General features: G+C 45.5%; 19 protein-coding genes and 1 riboswitch. Of the genes, 2 read left to right on the top strand and 17 right to left on the bottom strand.

Annotated elements, in window-relative coordinates; translation table 11 throughout:
- Positions 1–52: 52 nt before the first annotated feature.
- Positions 53–424: a sigma factor gene (locus tag JOC37_RS02060; RefSeq protein ID WP_204615362.1), complete on the top strand. Its 372-nt coding sequence runs from the start codon at positions 53–55 to the stop codon at positions 422–424.
- A 32-nt stretch (positions 425–456) separates the two neighbouring features.
- On the opposite strand, the gene JOC37_RS02055 is transcribed toward JOC37_RS02060, so the two are convergent.
- From JOC37_RS02055 to JOC37_RS01985, 15 genes are all read right to left on the bottom strand, one after another.
- Positions 457–1,512 carry a phosphodiester glycosidase family protein gene (locus tag JOC37_RS02055; protein ID WP_204615360.1) on the bottom strand — a complete coding sequence of 352 codons (1,056 nt, stop codon included), beginning with the start codon at positions 1,510–1,512 and terminating at the stop codon, positions 457–459.
- Positions 1,512–1,901 carry a hypothetical protein gene (locus JOC37_RS02050; protein ID WP_204615353.1) on the bottom strand — a complete coding sequence of 130 codons (390 nt, stop codon included), beginning with the start codon at positions 1,899–1,901 and terminating at the stop codon, positions 1,512–1,514. Before JOC37_RS02050 ends, JOC37_RS02055 begins: the two co-directional genes overlap by 1 nt.
- A gap of 226 nt (positions 1,902–2,127) precedes the next feature.
- The gene (locus JOC37_RS02045) at positions 2,128–2,385 is read right to left on the bottom strand and encodes a DUF3243 domain-containing protein (RefSeq protein ID WP_204615351.1); all 258 of its coding nucleotides are present in this window, start codon (positions 2,383–2,385) and stop codon (positions 2,128–2,130) included.
- 109 nt (positions 2,386–2,494) lie between these two features.
- Entirely contained in the window at positions 2,495–4,633 is a 2,139-nt protein-coding gene (locus tag JOC37_RS02040) for a YcdB/YcdC domain-containing protein (RefSeq protein WP_204615349.1), read from the bottom strand.
- A 128-nt stretch (positions 4,634–4,761) separates the two neighbouring features.
- Positions 4,762–5,079 carry a thioredoxin gene (gene trxA / locus JOC37_RS02035; RefSeq protein WP_204615347.1) on the bottom strand — a complete coding sequence of 106 codons (318 nt, stop codon included), beginning with the start codon at positions 5,077–5,079 and terminating at the stop codon, positions 4,762–4,764.
- A 155-nt stretch (positions 5,080–5,234) separates the two neighbouring features.
- Positions 5,235–5,417, bottom strand: coding sequence for an FmdB family zinc ribbon protein (locus JOC37_RS02030; RefSeq protein WP_338017320.1), 183 nt, complete (start codon positions 5,415–5,417; stop codon positions 5,235–5,237).
- 31 nt (positions 5,418–5,448) lie between these two features.
- Positions 5,449–6,216: a helix-turn-helix domain-containing protein gene (locus JOC37_RS02025; protein ID WP_204615345.1), complete on the bottom strand. Its 768-nt coding sequence runs from the start codon at positions 6,214–6,216 to the stop codon at positions 5,449–5,451.
- A gap of 82 nt (positions 6,217–6,298) precedes the next feature.
- The gene (locus tag JOC37_RS02020; protein WP_204615343.1) at positions 6,299–8,008 is read right to left on the bottom strand and encodes a peptidoglycan D,D-transpeptidase FtsI family protein; all 1,710 of its coding nucleotides are present in this window, start codon (positions 8,006–8,008) and stop codon (positions 6,299–6,301) included.
- An 80-nt stretch (positions 8,009–8,088) separates the two neighbouring features.
- Positions 8,089–9,306, bottom strand: coding sequence for a peptidase U32 family protein (locus tag JOC37_RS02015; protein WP_204615341.1), 1,218 nt, complete (start codon positions 9,304–9,306; stop codon positions 8,089–8,091).
- 16 nt (positions 9,307–9,322) lie between these two features.
- Complete coding sequence (gene mltG / locus JOC37_RS02010; RefSeq protein ID WP_238480698.1) at positions 9,323–10,336, bottom strand: endolytic transglycosylase MltG; 1,014 nt, start codon at positions 10,334–10,336, stop codon at positions 9,323–9,325.
- 109 nt (positions 10,337–10,445) lie between these two features.
- The gene (locus JOC37_RS02005; RefSeq protein ID WP_204615337.1) at positions 10,446–11,246 is read right to left on the bottom strand and encodes a MetQ/NlpA family ABC transporter substrate-binding protein; all 801 of its coding nucleotides are present in this window, start codon (positions 11,244–11,246) and stop codon (positions 10,446–10,448) included.
- A 25-nt stretch (positions 11,247–11,271) separates the two neighbouring features.
- A complete protein-coding gene (locus JOC37_RS02000) occupies positions 11,272–11,955 on the bottom strand; it encodes a methionine ABC transporter permease (protein WP_204615335.1) in 684 nt (227 codons plus the stop codon).
- Positions 11,945–12,970, bottom strand: coding sequence for a methionine ABC transporter ATP-binding protein (locus JOC37_RS01995; protein WP_204615333.1), 1,026 nt, complete (start codon positions 12,968–12,970; stop codon positions 11,945–11,947). Before JOC37_RS01995 ends, JOC37_RS02000 begins: the two co-directional genes overlap by 11 nt.
- Positions 12,971–13,046: 76 nt before the next feature.
- A riboswitch (SAM riboswitch) is annotated at positions 13,047–13,158 on the bottom strand.
- A gap of 95 nt (positions 13,159–13,253) precedes the next feature.
- Positions 13,254–13,991 carry a GTP-binding protein gene (locus tag JOC37_RS01990; protein ID WP_204615332.1) on the bottom strand — a complete coding sequence of 246 codons (738 nt, stop codon included), beginning with the start codon at positions 13,989–13,991 and terminating at the stop codon, positions 13,254–13,256.
- 137 nt (positions 13,992–14,128) lie between these two features.
- On the bottom strand, positions 14,129–15,601 hold the full coding sequence (locus JOC37_RS01985) for an S-layer homology domain-containing protein (RefSeq protein WP_204615330.1): 1,473 nt from the start codon (positions 15,599–15,601) through the stop codon (positions 14,129–14,131).
- Positions 15,602–15,781: 180 nt separating this feature from the next.
- Between JOC37_RS01985 and JOC37_RS01980 the strand changes: the two genes are divergently transcribed.
- Complete coding sequence (locus tag JOC37_RS01980; protein WP_204615328.1) at positions 15,782–17,824, top strand: S-layer homology domain-containing protein; 2,043 nt, start codon at positions 15,782–15,784, stop codon at positions 17,822–17,824.
- Between the two features lie 51 nt (positions 17,825–17,875).
- On the opposite strand, the gene JOC37_RS01975 is transcribed toward JOC37_RS01980, so the two are convergent.
- Both JOC37_RS01975 and JOC37_RS01970 read right to left on the bottom strand, forming a co-directional pair.
- The gene (locus JOC37_RS01975) at positions 17,876–18,439 is read right to left on the bottom strand and encodes a hypothetical protein (RefSeq protein WP_204615326.1); all 564 of its coding nucleotides are present in this window, start codon (positions 18,437–18,439) and stop codon (positions 17,876–17,878) included.
- Positions 18,440–18,534: 95 nt separating this feature from the next.
- Positions 18,535–20,226, bottom strand: coding sequence for a Na/Pi cotransporter family protein (locus JOC37_RS01970; protein ID WP_274380909.1), 1,692 nt, complete (start codon positions 20,224–20,226; stop codon positions 18,535–18,537).
- Positions 20,227–20,428 lie beyond the last annotated feature (202 nt).

Here is a 20,428-nt window from a genome sequence, read left to right as displayed (position 1 = left end):
TTTGCTGCCTCCATAAATTGTATTACAAACAACTTTTTATGGAGGTATCTTTATGCCTGCAGGTCTCTGGGCAATAACAATAATCTCTGTAATCAACGGGATGCTGCTGCTGGTTTCTTTTATCTCCTCTTATACATTTCCCCAATCTCTGGCCGGTGATGAAGAGGCAGGGTATCTTGAACTGGCAAAAAAAGGCGATGAAAAAGCCCTTAACGTATTAGTGGAGCGCAACCTCAGTTTAGTTGCCGAGGCAGTAAAAAAATTCGAACATTTAGATGTAGATGGTGAAGATTTGATATTTGCCGGCACCATCGGGTTAATAAAGGCCATTAAAACTTACAATAATCAAGAAAACATTTCCCTGGCCACCTATGCTGCTAATTTTATTGCCGAAGAACTTTCCCAATTAAAAAAGGCGCAGTAACGGCATCCTGCCAGCACTGCGCCTGTAATTAATTAAGGCAGTACCACTATATTGGTGGCCACTTTACGCTGTTTCCCGTCCGAGGGACGGTTTAACACCTCACCGTTATATATAAAGACACTGGAACCGCCGCCATCAAGGTTGTAAGCTTCCTTAACCCCCAGTTCAATCAGCTTAATCTGCAGCCTCTCCAGGGTCACACCGGTGCTCCAATCGGCCTGGCGGCCGTCAACAACAATCATGATTAAGTCTCCATTGGCATATTCCCCAATTATAGTGCGGGGTTGTTTCTCATGCTGCCATTTTTTGGGCAGCGGTAACGGTTTACCGTCTTGAATCAAGATCGGTACGAAACTAACTCCCTGCCACAGGTTAAGCTTCATTAACTCTTCTTTAGTGTGCACCACAGCTCCCGTTACGCTGCCGTTTCTCTGAATGCCGGCAATGAAAATATCTTCATAGGAAGGTTGAAAACCGTTGCCGCCGTTGCGCAGTTTACCGTCAATGACGGTATTAGCAATGGGCAGTGTATAATGCTTTCCGTTTTGTACCAGCCGGTAAAACCCGCCGCCGTTAATGCCCAAAATGGCCCCGGTACGGGCCACAGCTTCACTGGTGGTTTCACTCTCGCCAAACTTGTCCTTGGCCAGCACCACCTTAAAAACTGACGGGTCAAACAGCTTTACTTTGGCAATATAACCCCGGTAGCCCAGTTCATCCAGTTTAAAAACTTTAACTTCCACCCGGTGAGAACGGTGTGTTCTGATGGGCGGCCCCAGCATGGCCAGTATGCGTTCCTCGTAAATTTGGTCAGACATACTTTTATGTTCCTGGCTTTTGCTGGCCAGCTGACGCAGAATTTTTTCCTGTTCCTTGTACTGGCGCTCCTGCTCTTCCACGGCTTCCCTTAAAAAGGTCACATTTTTCTGCAGTTCTGTAAAGGCATCTTCGGCATTACTTACCGCCGCATTCACTTCTGTTAATGGGATCCCCAACGCCTGAGAGTTTTCTGCAAAACCGGCCAGTGCAATGCCGATACCAATAAATGGTGCTGTTAAAAAAACAAAAAAAATGTTGATTAGCCGCATTAAGGGGCCTCCTTCAAAATCTTAAGGCTTTTCTCCAGTTCTTGTAACTGTTTATTTAATTTGTTAATTTTATCGTTTAGTTCCTGCTGGGTGGAATCGGAACTGGATAAAGTTTGATCGGCATCCCGCAGTGCCTTTTCAACTTCTTTCATTTCGGCAGTCAAATTATCCAGGCGGCTTTCCAACCTTTGTATGTTTATGGCGTTGGTTTGCTGCACATCCTGGATGGAACGGTCAATATACTGCTTGGCGAAATAGAAACCGCCGCCAATCAAACATCCCCATAAAACAACCGCCAGTATAACGGCCGGTAATTTTGTTCGCGGGGTTTTCTGCCTTGAGCGGTTAGAAAATTCTTGGTTCGCCTGCTCTTTTTGAAAAGTACCCATTTTGTCACCCTTTCAACTGGTTAATTGATTATTCATTTTTAACGTCAAGCACCTTAGGACAATTTACCATAATATAGACCTTTTGAAAAGCCCAATTGTTTCATAAATTGACAAAAAAGTACATCTTGCCCTGAAAAAGTTATCCTGCCGGGCCCGGTACCGGTTGTTAATTAACACCGGGATTTTCGTACCAGCAAGTAAGCAGCCGGTGACGGCTGCTTTAACTTTAATGCAAAGAATCCCTTTTGCTCATTTTGGCCATCATGGATGCCAGACTGCGTTTTTCTTCTTCGGTACCGTTTTCCCAAAGTTCTTTAAGCAGCCGCTGTTCTTTATTGGCTGGGTCTAAATTATTGGCCAGGAACTGCCCCAAGCGGTAAGCGATATCATCAATATTATCGTGGGATAAGCCCAATTTTTCTCCTATTTGCACCGCTTCTCCCAAAACATCTTTCCATTTATGCCAGTTCGTTCCCAGTTCCATTAAACCACCTCCATTTGTATTATCTCAAATGAGCCGGCAATCATTCATCATTCAATGGCGGTAAAGCAAACTGCTCATAATCAAAGCGCGGCGGAAGCCGCGCTTTGATTTAATCCCTGTATTTTAATGCTGGTGCCGCTCTTACAACCACGGTGGCCAGTTCAGCCCAGGTTACCTTTCCCCGCGGGTTAAAGCAGCCGTTTTTATCTCCTTTAAAAAATCCAAACCCGACAGCCAAGGCCACGTGGTTTCTGTATTGTTTGCTGATTTTATCACTGTCTTGAAAATTATTTTCAATTTTTATCGGCAGAGCTGCCACCTCTGCATACCCCATACCGTTCACCAGCCAGGCAGCCAGTTGTTCCCTGGTCAGCGGGGCGTCCAAATTCAACGTTCCTCCGTTCTCAATTATATCCATGACAATGGCTTTTTTAACTGCTTCAATATCCGGATCATTGGGACTAACATCAGTCAAATTCAGCTTAATTTGCCGGGAGTAATAATAACCGGATGCCGCCGCCAGTATGCGTAAGCCATCTCTGCGGGTTACATTACCGCCGGGATCAAAATTATTTTCCGGCAGCAAACCGCTGTCTGCCAGCAGTTTCAGCGGGCCGCAGGCCCAGTGGCCGGCCAGCTTTTTAACTGCATCACCGGCTTTACCGCTATTTTCCAGCGGTTTGCCTGTACATGCATCTATTTCCCGGCTGGTATACTTAATTCGATATACCAGCATAGCTTCGCCCGCCGGGCGGTATCTTTCATCTCTCTGATATACATAGCAAAGTTCCAGCGGTTTGGCAGCTTTAAATGCTCTGGCGGCCGTCTCCTCGTTAATTACCGGACCCAGTTTAGGCACTTTTACCGGTAGGCAGTGATTATTGTAACTCACTATTTCACCGGTATAACGGTCTACCTCCACCCTTATTTGACTGCCCTCCAGGGGTACGCCGTGAATTAACCTGGTAAAACAAATGCTGTATTTCGGATAATCGGCGGATAGATTAATATCTTGACTGATTACATATTTCATATCCCTGCCCGTTAAATCGCTGTTTCTAATAAATTCTTCTGCTATGTCACGGGCCTGGAAGTAAGAAATGGATTTACCTTTTTTACTTTCGCCCTGATAACGGTTCCACTTGTGAAAGCCCAACACCTTACCGGTGGCAGAATCTATTTCCACTTCTATCTTTGTGCCCTCACCGGTTTTATCATCCTCAACACAATAATCCCAATGTTCTATATAGTACCCGGATGTACTGATACCTCCCCTTCCCGCGCGGCGCACTTCACCTCTATAGCCCAGCTGCTTAAAAAATTTCTCAGCAATTTTTTGTGCCTCCATGGGACTAATCTGCTTTACCGGGCGCTGCTGTGCCGGTATCCCAGCGGCCCCGGCTTTCGGAGTGAACTGCTGGTTATAGGCTTTACTTTCATTAAAATTCTTTATTCTGCCGTTTAAACTCATCGGTTTTCCCGTCTCCACATCAAACATAAATGCACTGCTGTTTAACCGGTACACCATTTTTAACCGGGCACCATTATTACCGGGTTCCGTTGTATAAACAGGGTATAACCCTATTTTTTCCAGTATTATATCGGTTACTTTGCCCTCAGGCAGTATTTCTTTACCCGGGGGCGGAAACTTTGCCTCTTCGTTCCACCTAAAATGGTATCTGATTATTTTTCCGGTAACGGCGTCAACCCGTACACCAATGCCGTCATCCTGCACCGGAACACCGTTGACGATACGGTTCCAGTAAAAGGAATAGCCCAATTGCAGTTTCCGGTCATAGTTATGAGCATAATTATCTTCCTGCAAGCGCAGTTGGCTGATTAAATCAGGCTGCATGCGGGCAGCAAATTTTAAAGCAATTTCCCTGGCTTTATCTTTAGTAATTACTGTAGAGGCATAATTTTTTGATTTTGGGGTATAACGGCTGTCATATAAACTTAACAGTTGGCCGGTGTCAGCATCAATTTCTATTTCTAAACTTCCCCCGGGACCGTAGGAGTACAATCTTTCTTCCCTTTTACTCAGCTTCCAAACCTTTCTTCCCCAGTAACCTCCATCCCGGTAGTCCACCTCAAACTGCAGGTCGCCCACAATTTCGGGCAGCAGTTCCTTAGCTGCTTTTAACGCCTGCTCCCGGTGGGCAATGGCCGGTTGAGAAGCCAAGGCCGTTTGGGAAAATAATAAAACCAGCATTATCCCGCAGGTCAGTGATAGTAATCTTTTAAACAAAATTCTTTCCCCCTTTATTTTTTACCTAATAAGAAGACGTACTATAAGGGTAATGGTTGCATATAATTTAGGAATATTTTTCGTAAAAAAAAAAGAGGTTCAAAACCGAACCTCCTATGGACAGGGTTTTACAGCAGTGCATCTAGTTTTTTTGCTAATTCGGTCTTAGCAGTAAAACCAACCACCTGATCCACTTTTTTGCCGTTTTTAAAAAACACCAGGTTTGGTATGCTCATTACCTGGTACTGCCTGGCCAGTGATTGGTTCATATCCACATTTACTTTACATATTTTGGCTTTACCCCGGTATTCTTCGGACAACTGGTCTAATATCGGTGCTATACTGCGGCAGGGACCGCACCAGCTGGCCCAGAAATCTACTAACACCGGAATATCTGCTTGCAAAACTTCAGCCTCAAAGTTGCTTTCGTTTATTTCTACCGCCATACATACCCCCCTCCCTAGTCCCGTAATTTCTCTGTCTATAATAATAACAGAATCTTTATTAAGAGGCTACCTTGTTTTATAAAAATTTTTTTAATAATCAGTATTTATTTATTACTAAAAATAAATGGAGGCCAACTGCCTCCATTTTATATTCCTCAACCGCCGCCGTGTCCAGCATGATCACCGCAGCTGCCTTTGGTGAAGAACCCGGTAATGAGCTGCTGAATTTTTGCACTGCCGCATTCCGGACATTTCACCTGGTCCTTTTCCGTTACGGAAACCATTACGGTAAATTTTTTTCCACATTCTTTACATTTAAACTCGTATGTAGGCAACACAAATCACCTCTACAGTATATATTTAATATATCTAACTTAATTCAGACCTCTTAAACAGTTGAATAAAATTGAGTATAAACTGCAGCTCCTTTTCATTTAAGTTGCAAATCATACTCAATACAGACTGCACATTGGGGTGCACCAGCAGTTCACGGAGCTCGGGATTCATCAGATTAATCATCTGGTCAACGGCACCGGGCTCCATTATAAAGTAACAGGGCGACACACCCATTACCTCGGCCAGTTTTTCCAGTGTTTTTAGTGAAGGCTGCACTTTTCCCTGCTCTATCTGGCCGATTAAACCGGCGGTTACGTTGGCCAGGTTGGCCAGCTGGGCCTGGGTTAACCCGTATTCTTCCCGCAGTGATCTCAGCTTATGCCCCAGTGTACCTTCATGCCCCATCAGCGCGCTGGCCGGTATGCCCAACCCCTCAGCAACGCGCTTTAAAGTATTTAACGCCGGGTAAACTGTGCCCCGCTCAATTTCACTGAGGTAGGAAAGGGATATACCCACTTTATCCGCCAGTTCCTGCAGGGACATGTTTTTTTCATTGCGGATAATGCGAATTTTTTCACCCAGCGCCAAGCCGGTATCTGTGATTTCCCCTTCAATCAGCTGGGTTTTGGGAACATTTAATGCTGCTGCCAGTTTTTCTATGGTTTTCAGCGACGGCCGCTTGGAACCCCGCTCTATCTCACTTAAATAAGACAATGACAGCTTTGCCCTTTTGGCCAGGTCTTGTAATGTATACCCCCGTTCTTCCCGTAATGCACGAATACGCTCTCCCCGAACTATCATAGTCTACACCTCATTTGTGAACTATTTAACTAGATATGCGCCAAATTCCCTTAAATTATACTATTATTCTACTATATTGCTACTATCCAGTCAACGGAGCAAGGGTTAGTGTTTCTTCCATGATTTCCCTAAAAACAGGGGCCGCACTTTCACTGCCGCTGATACCCTGTTCCACCAGCACCGTTGCCACGTAACGGGGATTAGGCACCGGTGCATAGCCTGAAAACCAGGCATTGACCCGTTCCTGTCCCTCCACCTCCGCTGAACCGGTTTTTCCGGCACTGCCATAATTTTGCACCAGTGCTTTTCTGCCCCCGCCCTTTTGTACCACCAGTAAAAGCATTTCCCTCAATTGAGATGCAGTGGCTCCGGAAATAACTTTGTAACTGTCGCCGGGGGCAAAACGCTGTACTATGGTGCCGTCAGATTTTCTTAATTCCCTCACCAACCGGGGCGGAATATACATACCGTCATTTATAATGGTGTTCATCATGGCAGTTATTTGTATCGGAGTGGCCAGCACCGGGCCCTGACCGATACTGCTGTTTACAAGGTTGTAGGGTGCCGCGATTAAATTTAAGTCCTGGCGCTTATCTTCCGGAACGGGGTAACCAATAACGGTTTGATTATCCAGGCCAAACTTACGAGCATAGTCAATTATTTTACCGGCACCCAGCTGCAAGCCCACCTGAGCAAAAACAGGATTACAGGATTGAGCAAAGGCTTCGGCAAAGGTAATGGTCCCGTGACCGGGATGATACCAGCACTTCACCAGCTTTGAATTCTTCCCCCGACAGGTAAAAGTAGTATCCTCAGTTACTATTCCCTCTTCCAGCGCTGCCGCCGCCACTATTACTTTAAAAATAGATCCCGGTTGGTACAGCGCAGTGCAGTGATCCACAAAGGTTTCGGGAGAGGCGGTTTCCAGCTGGCTGGAAACCCTTGCCGGGTGAAAATTGGGCCGGCTGGCCATGGCCACAATGTCCCCGGTATGCACATCCATCACTACCACTGCACCGCACCGGACATATTTATCCATTACCCGTTCCACCACCCGCTGGATCCGGTAATCGATGGTGGTAACCACATGCTGACGCCCCGGGTCTGCTGCACTGGTCTCCAATTTAATACCCATTCCCGCCAGCAGCGTACCGGCGGCATCAGCAAAGGCCCGCACCAACCGCTCCGGCCGGGTGGCTTTTAACTGCTGTTCATAATATTTTTCCAGTCCCATTTGGCCGATTAGGTCGTTTAAATGATAGCATTTGGTGGAAGCAGCAGAAAGTTCCTCCAGCTTACCGGGCGAAGAAATACTGCCCAAGTGTCCTATCAAATGGCTGGCCAGCGGTTGATTGTAATATCTCTGCCGCACGGGCAGCACCAACACCCCGCGCCAGTTAGCCTCTTTTATTAACCTGATTTGTTCCATTCCCAAGGGGTAAGGAAGGGTGCCGCTGCCCCGGGCAAATTGTTCAATTAATTTTTGGGTATCCTCCCCCAGTATGCCGGCCAGTGATTCAGCCACCCGCTGGGGATCATCCATTAAACTGGGAAAGATAACAATTTTTTGCTGCAGCCCGCTGCCGGTTAATGACTTTAAATTGCGATCCAGGATATCTCCCCGGGGAATATCCTCCAGCACCACTTTCATTGACCGCTGTTCCAAAGCCCTGCGGGCATATTCCGGCCCGCGGGCAAGCTGTACGTCTGCAAGCCGCGCTATTATCGGTATAAAAAGTATCAGCAGCAGGTAGAATGTAAGCACCATTCTCTTCTGACGCCGGTATTCCATTTTATCACCTTCCAGTTATTACCTAATAGCTTTGGCACCGGAAGGCAATTTTATTCATCAAAACACCCACCTGCGGCACTCTACTTAACAATCTTACGCAGCATACTCCACCGTTCCACCGGCTGCATTGGTATTTTCAGCCGCTGCTGGGGATGGGGAGCGCTCGATTGGGGTTCTCCTTCTTCGCTGTATATCTCCCTGACGGTAAATGTAAAATTTTCACCCCGCGGCTGGAAAACTTCCACTTTGTCGCCCACCGCAAAATTATTGCGCTGTTCCACCAGGGCCATCCCGGTGCCCTGATCATACCGGCGCACTATACCCACAAAACTGTAATCTCTCCTGTACTGGGAAGGTTTGTCCGACTGGGCTTCCCTGCCCGGTGGACCTAAAATAAAGCCGGTGGTGTAATCCCGGTGGCTCACTTTGGATATTTCTTCCATCCACCGCTCATCCAACGTATAATTCTGCGGGTCAGCAAAATACCGATCAATGGCCTGGCGATAGCTTTTTACCACCGTGCTGACATAGTGAACGCTTTTCATCCGGCCTTCTATTTTAAAGCTCTTAACCCCGGCCTTTATCAGCTGGGGTATGTACTCAATTAAACAGAGATCCCGGGAACTCATAAAGTACGTGCCCCGCTCTTCCTCCAGCACCGGGAAATACTGGCCGGGCCGCTTCTCTTCCACCAGGTGATATTTCCAGCGGCAGGGCTGGGCACAATCTCCCCGGTTGGCATCCCTGCCGGTTAAGTAGCTGCTGAGCAGGCAGCGGCCGGAATAAGCCATACACATGGCTCCATGAACAAATACTTCCAGTTCTACATCCACCCGGGCAGCAGTTTGTTTAATTTCCTCCAGCGATAACTCCCTAGCCAGCACAATGCGCTTAACCCCCTGTTCTTGCCAAAACCGGGCACTAACATAATTGGTGGTGTTGGCCTGGGTGCTCAAATGTACAGGCAGATCGGGGGCCGTGCGGCGCAAAACAGTAAGTACACCGGGATCTGATACAATTACCCCGTCTACCCCCACATCTTCTAAAAATGAAAAATACCCCGGCAGGGTCTCTATGTCCTGATTGTGGGCAAATATATTTACCGCCACGTACACATTGGCTCCGTGCCGGTGAGCAAATTCTACCCCTTCCGCCAGCTCCTGCCGGCCAAAGTTTGCCGCCCCGGCACGAAGGCTGAACTGTTTACCCCCCAGGTAAACAGCGTCAGCGCCGTAAATAATGGCTGATTTAAGTTTTTCCAAATCCCCCGCCGGGGCCAAAAGTTCCGGTTTATGCATAATATTTCCACTCCAATTACTGATACTTTGCTATATTGCGGTTATGCTCCGCCAGCGTTCTGGAAAAGGCATGGGTTCCGTCCGGCTTTGCCACGTAATACAGGTAGCTGTTTTTTTCCGGTTCCACCGCCGCCTTCAGGGAGGCAGACCCGGGACATGCTATCGGCCCCGGGGGCAGTGCGGCCACCCTGTAGGTATTATACGCCGATTCCACTTCTAAATCTTTATACAGCACCACTTCCCTGTGCTCACCCAGAGCGTAAAGCACCGTGGCATCAATCTGCAGAGGCATCCCCTTTTTCAACCGGTTTTGAATCACCCCGGAAATAATGGGGCGTTCTTTATCAAATATAGCTTCTTTCTCTATCATCGCGGCAATGGTCACCGCCTGGTGTACCGATAAATTTAACTTTTCAGCCTTTTGGGCAAAGTTCAATTTCTCTAATTCAGCATTAAAACGCTCCAGCATCATATAAATGATGTCTTTTTCGGTGCTTTGTTTGGTTATCTTATATGTATCGGGGAAAAGGTAGCCTTCTAACAGGTAATTTGTGCCGGGGTGATTTTTTAAAAACGGGTAATGGCGATCAATTCCTTCTCTGCACAGGCGTAAAAATTCCTCTTTATTTACCAACCCCTTATCCTGTAACAGCTGGGCAATCTGCTCCACTGTATACCCTTCGGGAACAGTAAAAGAATAAAACACCTGGCTGCCCCGGGTAATAGCCCCCAGTATTTCCGGGGTGGACATGGCAGCACTTAACTGGTACTCGCCGGCCTGTATTTTGCCATCCCAACCTTTATAACGAGAATAAAGGCAGAAAGCCCAGGCACTTTTAATCAGGCCCTTTTTTTCCAGCATTTCAGCCACCGTGCGGCTGGTACTATTTCCCGGTATCTCTATTATTACCGGTGGCTGCCGGTCTTCAGCCACCGGTGACAGCAACGCGTCATAATATAACAATCCCCCGGCAGCAAACAGTACAATAAATGTAAAAACGAGTGTTATCCATAAAGAATACCGCTTCAAAGTTACCTCTCCCCATAAAAAACTCATAGCAATTATATCATTTCAGCACAATTTATTCCAACAGGTTAGCCCCAAAAAGATAACCTTGGCTTCAGCCAAGGTTATCTTTTTAAAACACCGGTATTACCGCACCATTGTACTTTTCTTTAATAAATTCTTTTACCTCTTCAGACTGTAATGCCTTCGCCAGTTTTTTCAGTTCCTCGCGGTTTTCATCCCCTTTTCTTACCACTAAAATGTTGCCGTAGGTATCTGCCGCTTCTGAACTGGCATCTTCTGCAGCCAGGGCATCGCCGGGAGTAAGACCAGCCTGCACCGCGTAGTTACCGTTAATTACCGCACCGTCCAAATCCTCCAGCGAACGGGGCAGTTGGGCTGCTTCCGTTTCTATAATTTCCACCTTTTTATCTACAATATCCCGCACGGTAGCCTCAATGCCTACCCCTTCCTTCAATTTAATCAGGCCGGCTTTTTCCAGCAGTACCAGGGCACGGCCGCCGTTGGTGGCATCGCCGGGAATACCAATTTTAGCCCCTTCTTTAAATTCATCTATGCCGCTTACTTTTTTGGAATACAGGCCCATGGGTTCAAAGTGAATTTTAGCAATACTAACTAACTTGGTACCTTTTTTCTCATTAAAGTCATCCAAGTAAGGTTGATGCTGGAAAAAATTAGCATCCAGGTCACCGGCATCCAAGCTGAGGTTGGGAGTGGTGTAGTCGGAGAAAACTTTAATATCCAGTTTAACTCCTTCTTTCTCCAAAATAGGTTCCACAACCTTCAAAATCTCCGCATGGGGTACTTCTGTGGCCCCCACGGTCAGCACCCCGTCGCCGGCAGCATCCTTTTCTCCACAACCTGCCGCCACCAAAGCCAGCAATAGTGCCAGTACAACAACAATTTTTTTCATTTCTTTGTACCTCCTAATTGTTAATTTATTTTTTATTAACGGCTTTGGAAAGCCAGTTACCCAGGGATTGCACCAGCTGCACCATCACCACCAGTATTACCACTACAGCGTAGGTGGTAATTTCATCAAAACGCTGGAATCCATAACGGTAAGCCAAGTCCCCAAGGCCGCCTCCTCCTACCACTCCGGCCATGGCTGAATAGCCTATAACTGTAACTGTGGTAATAGTTAAACCCAGGATAATCCCGGGCAGTGCTTCGGGAAGCAGTACCTTAGTAATAATTTGCCATGGTTTTGCTCCCATGGATATGGCTGCTTCCACCACCCCCTTATCCACTTCCTTTAAGGAACTTTCCACTATCCTGGCCACAAAGGGTGCGGCCCCCACCACCAGCGGTACGGTGGCTGCCGCAGTTCCCACCGTGGTTCCCACCAGCAGTCGGGTCAGCGGGAACAAGGCAATCAGTAAAATGATAAAGGGTATGGAACGGAAAACGTTAACTATTGTCCCTAAAACACTGCAAAACTTTGGACTTTCCATAATGCCGCCCTTTTCTGTTACCACCAGCAAAACTCCCAGGGGTACACCGGTGATAACGGAAAACAGCATGGTGGCGCCTACCATAACAGTGGTTTGGTAAGCGGCTTTCCATAATTCCGGACTAATTTCAATTAAATGGTTAACAATAAAATTTAAATCAATGCTCATTAGTAATCACCTCTATCTGCAGCCCCTGCCCGGCCAGGTATTCCTCCGCCCGGGCTATATCATCCTGCTGTCCGGTCAGCTTAATAATCAGACCACCAAATGGCGTATCCTGCAAATGATCGATATTTCCGTACAGAATGTTGGCATCAACATCAAATTTTTTTACTATACGTGAGATCACCGGTTTTTCGGTATGGTCCCCGATAAAGGATATGCGGATCACCTTTCCGTCTCCGCCCTGTCCGATGTGCTGCCTTACCGGCTCGGGAATTTCGGTGTTGATAACCGTCTGTACAAAGGCTCTGGTGGTGGGATGCTGGGGTCTGGTAAACACGTCAACAACATTACCCATTTCAATAATGCTTCCATTTTCCAGCACCGCAACGGTGTCACATATCTCCGTTATTACCTTCATCTCGTGAGTAATAATAAGAATTGTCAAATCCAACTGGCAATTAATATCTTTTAACAGCTTCAAAATAGACTTCGTTGTTTCCGGATCCAGCGCCGAGGTGGCTTCGTCACACAGCAGCACTTTTGGATCATTGGCCAGCGCCCTGGCAATACCAACCCGCTGCTTTTGACCGCCGGACAGCTGAGCAGGATAAACAGCAGCTTTATCAACCAACCCAACCAGGGAGAGCAGTTTTTCCACCCGCTGTTTTATTTCTCTTTTCGGCACCCCGGCAATTTCCAGCGGAAAGGCCACATTGCCAAAAACCGTCCGGGAAGACAGCAGGTTAAAGTGCTGAAATACCATGGCTATTTCCCGCCTGGCTACTCTCAGCTCTTCATCACTTAAAGAAGTAATTTCCCGGTTGTCAATGGTAATGGTGCCCGCCGTAGGTTTTTCCAGCATATTCAAACAGCGCACCAGACTGCTTTTACCGGCACCGCTGTAACCAATAATCCCGGCTATCTCGCCTTTTTTTATGTGCAGGCTGATGTTATCCAGTGCTTTAACGGATTGAGATCCGTTTTGATAAATTTTGGTTAAATTTTTGATGGATATCATCACTCCACCATCCTTTCCGTAAAAAACTAAAGGCCCCTTCTGACAGACAGAAGAGGCACACACTTACACTTCACCTCTCTTATCTCTCAGAAGTACAGCACTTCTGCAGGAATTGGCACCTTTCCTATAAGTTCCAGGAAGGTTGCCGGGCTTCATTGGGCCAGTCCCTCCGCCTCTCTGGATAAGAGAAAACTATTTAGCTGTGATGGAAAATACTTTACTACTTAATGCGCAAAATGTCAACTATTAATGACAAAAAATATAATAATTTTTGGTATACCAACTAATGCTTTTTCGGACTTTGATACTGCTCCGCTTTATCAATTAAAATCAACGGGTCTATCATCATCTTTAATATTTCCTCCGTTACCAGGTTAGTGTGTACCCCTTTAGTTGCCACCACCGGTATAATCGGTTTATAAGGGTATATGCGTTTCAGCAGTTTAACGGTGGTTGATGTTACATCCCTGGGTGTTTCATCAATTTTGGTAACCACAATAATATCTGCTTCATCCAATAAAATGTTACCCTCTTCCATTAGAATTTCTCCTTTAATGCTGGCGGGAATAACAGTTACCAAAATATCTGCCAATCTGCGTGATTCCACAGATTTATAACCATCATTTATACCCACCGCCTCCACCAAAAACACGTCGGGTTTTTCTGCAGGCTTGGGCATATCCCGCGGGGACAAACTTCCCAGCTCTAAAACAGACCGCACTTTATTTAATTCTTCCAGGGCCCTGCGGGCACTGCTGATCAGTTTGTTCTTTTCTTCTATCTTATTCAGCACATCACGAATAACCCTTTCAATATCTTCAACCACATCCCTACCCGGTCCCGGTACTGCAATGTGCAGGTAATTAACATCTATTCCCTTATGCAGGTACGGTTTTTCATCCTGCACCCCGGAACCCACAGCCAAAGGCTGATACCCCTTGTTTTTTAAGCCTTTATAAATTTCACCCAGAATGGTACTTTTACCGGCATCATTTCTCCCGGCAACAACTATTTTTTTCAAATTGGTCCCTCCCTAACCATTTTGTACACACCGCTGTTGCTAATTTATATGCTGGTAATGTAACTTTTATGGGAAATAAAAACAGTAAAAAGAAAAAACCGGATCGACCAAGAAGTGATCCGGTTTTTTTTAGCAGCCTATTTGTTTTGTTCCGCATCTTGATTATTTCTGATTATCAATTCATATACGATTTTAGCCGCCTGCGCCCTGGTTAAAGGCTGGTGGGGGTTAAATCGATAACGGTACTTGTGATTGGGATCCCAGGCACCCCGCATAAACTTGGTTCTATAACAGGCATAAACATAGGGTTTGGCCCAGGGGGAGATAGAATCGGCATCGGTATATATCTTTTTGGTGATTCGATTTATTATGTCCAAGTCGTCATAAATTTTTAAATTTGCTGCCCGAACCACCATCACGGCAGCCTGTTCGCGGCTCAAAATATTGTTTGGGGAAAAATGCAAACCGTTTAACAGGCCGTGGCTGGCTGATGCTTCTACATAAGGATCCCTTCCAGATGTAATATAACTGCTGTGGTTATAACTGTGATAATAGTCCCGGTTATATCCCGTTATTTTTCTATAAGGCAGTTCCATGGCTTTAGACAGCATGGTGGCAAATTCACCCTGGGTAATGGGCTGCTCTCTGCCATCCCAGGTTACCAGGCCAAAGGATCCCGAACCGGGATTCAAAGGTTCCATAATCCCCTTGGCATAAAGGGGCATTACATATGTATAGGACCACCGCACATTTTCATTTCCCATGTAAAAATCATTAAAATTACCCACTACGTTGAATACACCGTAAAAGCCAAAACCATTTTTGGGCAGAGTTACGGTAATGGTATTATCATCACGGTTCACCGTCCCGCCCAGGTTTTCATAAACAGACCAGTTAGGCTTACCATCGTAATCCTTAAACCATAAAACGGTAAGGGTATCCAGCCCCCGGCCAATATTTTTGACATTATGTTTTAAAGTCAACCGGCCGTCATTTAACAACGTGTAGTCTTCATCGGCGGCACTTATCCGGTAAAGCTTACTGGCTGGAACATAATTAAACCGGCTTCTGATATATTCATGGTCATATATGGAAATATCCAGGTACTGCTCATCGGCTATTTCATCCCGCCCCTTATCTAAAATAACATTCTTACCCAATTCTAATTTCAGTTCACCGTCAAAAACCTCTATTTCCGATTGATCCGAAATATCTGCCACACGGTAAAGGGAATCGGGTGCAGCGGCATCAACGTAATGTATGGTGATATCCACGCTTTCATTGTCAACCTGTACGGTTATTTTATTTTCCCCGGGAGAAAGTTCAAAATCCTCCACCACCCAGTCGTGCCCGTCCGGTTCCGCTTCTTTCCCGCCAATGGTAACGGTATCGGCCCGGGGGAAGTTATCCACCTCAATATCCACCAGGTTTGACTGAACCCTGTACTCATCATCTTCATCGTTAATGGCATCAATCCTATCGCCTTGTACATAAACATCTATATCGTCAGCCTCTAAGGCGGCCCACACCGGCGCGGCACAGCCAATTAGAAACATTAAAAAAACACCGCCGTACAATATGCAATTTCTCACTTTGATAATCAGCTTCATATGCTTTCCTCCTCGAAGTGGTTACCTTACTATGTAAATCGGCCGAAATTTATTGTTCTTAAGTACTAAAAATATTATTGTTATTTATCATAAATTACCCGCTCAGGGAGGATTTCCCTTCCCATCTGTATAATAATATTTTAATTAGTTATAAAAACAATTACAACCAAGGAGGAAGTTATGAAAAACGGTAAAAGGATAATATTTCTGTTAATTTTAACGGTTCTGCTTACCGCTGCAGCCACCGGCTGGGCGGCACAGCCTTTGTTTAAAGACTTAAAAGAAAACCATTGGGCCAGAAAGAGTATTGAAGAAATGAGTGCCGCAGGAGTAATTAACGGCTATCCCGACGGCACTTTTAAACCCAACGACCCGGTATCACGCCTGCACACAATATTTATGCTGGTGCGGGTTAAAAACCTGCAGGATAAAGTTAACAATTATAATTTAAGCACCTGCAGTTATGAATTTCCCCCTGGTATAACAGATATAAGCCAAAAGAAACATTTGGCAGTGGCGGTGGACGAAGGATGGTTACTGGCCAGCGGCCTGAAACACTTTAATCCCAAGCACCAGGCATCTAGGCAGGAAGTGGCAAGTATGGTGGCACTGGCCTTTAATTTAAGAGGCGACTACAACAAGCTGCCCTTTACTGACAAAAACAAAATATCCGCCGGGTTGAGAAATTACGTGGCAGGTGTTTACGAAGCCGGAATAATGAAGGGAAAGGATGCCACCACATTTGACCCTTTGTCCCCGGTAAAGCGGGCAGAGCTGGCGGCTATATTTGCCCGGATGACCGACCAGGGCAGAGCAGTACCCAATCCCCAAAAACGGGTGGAAGGTTATTTTAAATTTTACAACACCGGGGGAGTTACAGTAACCACAGCCAACGGGCAAACTTATACCTATGCCCTGGCAGCAAATGCCCCGGTTTACATCGGCAGCAGCGCAGCTGCACCTACCAGTCTTCCGGTTAACCAGCCGGTGCGGTTATATTTAGACAATTTTAACAGAATTACTTTTATCAAAACCATCAGCAGTATCTCATTTAACAACAGCAGCAATAACTACAACAATAATTACAATAATAATTACAACAGCAATTACGACAATAGCTACAACAACCACAGCAGTTCCGGTACCGAGGAAAGGGAAATCTGGGGACAAATAAAAGATTTGACCGGGCTGAGCTTAAAACTTGACATTGTCAGCGACAAAACCAAAACCTATCAACTGGATCAAAGGGTGCGGGTATATGACGAAGACGGGGATCTCAGCTCCCTGCTGGATCTCAGTAAAGATAAATTTGTAAGGGTTAAATTGGAAAACGATAAAATCAAAACCATTTACATCATGGAAGAAACCGACACCATTAAAGGTAAAATAACCAGTATTGAAAATGATGAAATTACCATTGTCAAAAACAGCAGTGATAAAAAGGAATTCGATGTTGATAAAGATAACATCATCGTTGTTGACGATGACGGTGATGACTACGACTATGACGATTTGAAAAAAGGATACCTGGTGGAATTAACTTACAGTGATGACAATGCCATTAAAATTGAACTGCTTGATGATGAAGTAGGTAATCTGGTGGGTACCATTTACAAACTGCACAACAACAAACATGATGAAGATGATTGGGAACTCACACTGCTGGATATTTACGGCGATAAAGAAGAATACGATGTAGACGAAGACGTGGATGTTTATGACAAAGACGGTGACAGAATAGATTTTTGGGATTTAGACCGGGATGATGACGTTATCATTTACCTGAACAAACGGGATGATGTGGAGAAAATCGAAGTGACAGAATCTGTCAAAGGTGTTATAGAAGACCTGGATGACGACGATATCGAGGTGGACGGTAAAAACTTTGACCTGGATCGCAGCCTTGATATCGACGACTACATCATCGGCAGCGAAGTACAGCTGTATGTTCACGACGGCGAGGTTGTATGTATAGAAGTGCTGGAGGCAGAAGACGACATTAAAGTACCAGGCGAAGTTTACCGCGTTGATGATGACGATTGGGAAATCACCATTAAACAAAAAAGCGGGAACAAATTTACCTTTGAGGTAGATAAAAAAGTAGACGTTTATGATCAGGAAGACAAGGAAGATATCGATTTTGACGATATTAAAGATGACTGGAAAGTAACATTGGAATTAGAAAGAGGAAAAGTGGAAAAAATAACGGTGGAGGATAAATAATTAGGATTTTAATAAAGGCAGGGTATGTTTACTCGTACCCTGCCTTTAAATTTAATATTTCACTCTTAGGGAAGATACCAGGTCGTTAAAAATCTCTATATCTTTATCAGACCAGCTCTGCTTGGGGGCAAATAAGCTGGTCCTATAAACACGTTTATCCCGAATAAAGAAAAATTCCCTGGCCGCAGCCGTACCCCTCTTCCCTGCTCTTGTATAAGTAACCAGGTATCCTTCCTTGTCGCCGATTTTCCCGGGCTTCATTGACACATCTTCTATTTGGGTCCCATCGGCAGGGGCACGGGCAATACTATCTTTTAAAAACTGCTCCCAGTTTTCACCCGCTGCCCAAACCTGCACAAACCCATGAATTCGATTCCCGGGTTCACAATAACTTACATGGTGTAGCACTTCGCTGCCTTCCACCGGCATCTCACTGACCTGCCAGCTGGCCGGGTATGTAAACTCCACGGCATAATCACTGTACCGCTGCTTGCTGATAAAGGATAAAGCATAAAGCGCCGCGGTAGATTTAACGCTGTGCGAGCAGCTGTACCAGTATAACCCGCCCGATACCAGCAGCAGTATGGTTAAGCCCTCTAACAGCCGTTTTTTCATAATCCCATGCCCCCCGGTGCCTTTTATATACAGCTTATGATTAATAATTTACATCTAGCACCGGTTAAAGATAAAAAGCCGGCAAATTACCGGCTTTACTTATTCTCCGCTGGCTTAACGGGGCACGCATTGGGACCGTAAATTAACTCTACTTCATCCTGCCAGGTGCAGGAAACTTCGTCCGTAAGGGCCATGGCAATGTTGTTCAAGTGCTCGGCCATTCTCAAGTACGAATTAATTACATCCAAAAAGATAGAACTGGTATTTTCGCTTTCATTGCTGCCAATTTGCATTCTGGCAAAATGGCTCATTCTAAACCTGAATTCCAAGTCTACAATTTCCTCGTGCAGTGATTTTGCTTTTTCTGCCAAATAGCAGCTGTTATTCACCACTGCGGTGTTAACCACATGCAGCATTTCAATAATTTTGTGCTGCATGGCAGTTATCTCGCGATGGCCGTCGGAAGAAAAATCGGTGTTATTGGCATACTTACTTTCGGCCAGATACACAATGTTTTTCTCAATCACGTCTCCAATGTGCTCATAATCCTTTACAATGTGTATCAAGCCCATGCAGCGATTGAATTCATCTTTAGACAGCGGCTGTCTCATTATTTTGGTTAGATATTGATTGGTGGCCTCGGAAAGATAGTCAACGGAATCTTCCTGCTGCAGCAGTTCCTCGGTGATTTGAGAATCATACCGTTTAAACAATTGATCGCATTTGGATACCATTTCAGTAATTATATCTGAAATACGAAAGATTTCCTTCGACGCCATGCCGATGGCAATGGACGGGGTGGTAATCAAAGAGTCATCCAGGTATTTAGGCTTAATCTCACCGTTAGCAGATTGTTTTTCCGGAACGATAAACTCCAGCACTTTAGCAAACTGGTCAATAAACGGCAGGAACAGCAGGGCAATGGCAACATTAAAAATGGTATGGGCGTTGGCCACTTGGAAACCCGGTGAATTCGGCGCCATCCAACTAATAAGATCCGCGTAAAGTCCTACAAACGGTAGGAGCATCAGCACACCGACAAACTTGAATAAAAAGTGCGCTGTGGCCACCCGCTGGGCTTCCCGGGTTGACCCCAGGCTGGATAACACCGCTGTGAAAGAGGTGCCGATATTGGCACCAAAAAGCAGATAAATTGCAGAGGTAAGGGAAACCATCCCCTGCATTGCCAGCACCATAATAATACCAATTGTAGCAGCACTGCTGTGTACCAAAAAGGTAAAAACAGCCGCCAGTACAACGGCCAGCACCGGACGATGGCTCATATTCATTAATAAATCTTTAAAGTACGGGTCTTCACGCAGCGGATACATAGTATCAGACATTATTTTAAGACCCAAAAACAGCAGTCCGAAACCAATCAACGCTTGACCGATTTTTTTGTATTTATCTTTTTTAGAAAAGAAAATAATAGTCGCGCCAATACCCACAATGGGCAGAGCCACTTCCGTTACTTTCAGCGCAATTAACTGGGCCGTGACGGTGGTGCCGATATCTGCCCCGAGAATTACAGACAGTGTTTGTCTCAACGAAATGATAGAAGCGCTGGTTAAACCCACCAAAATAACGGTGGTGGCAGTGCTGCTTTGAAAAATAACAGTTACCACCGCACCAACCAGCATGCCAATTATTCTATTTTTAGTTAGCGTACTGAGTAAGGTACGTAATTTAGGGCCGGCAATTTTCTGCAGCCCTTCGCTCATAATATACATGCCGTAGAGCAAAAGGCCCATTCCACCTACTAAGCTGAGGGTAACCTCCGTCCACAATTTATATCACCTCACTGTTTAGAAATTAGTTAACCCGTTGATTGTATTATATTTCACTAATTTTTTGATGTTATCTTAGCATTATACCAAAAAATATTCTTACAGTAAATAAATTACACGCTTTTTACAGTCATAAATGCCTCCCCGGGGCAAAAATCATTTTCACCATCACCATCGCCAACTAAAGTATAATTTGTTATAA

Origin of the sequence: Desulforadius tongensis (assembly GCF_016907915.1) — a bacterium.
In the GTDB taxonomy this organism is placed as follows: Bacteria; Bacillota; Desulfotomaculia; order Desulfotomaculales; family Desulfohalotomaculaceae; genus Desulforadius; species Desulforadius tongensis.
The sequence above is the reverse complement of the archived record's forward strand: the minus strand, read 5'-3'. Positions and strand labels throughout refer to the sequence as shown.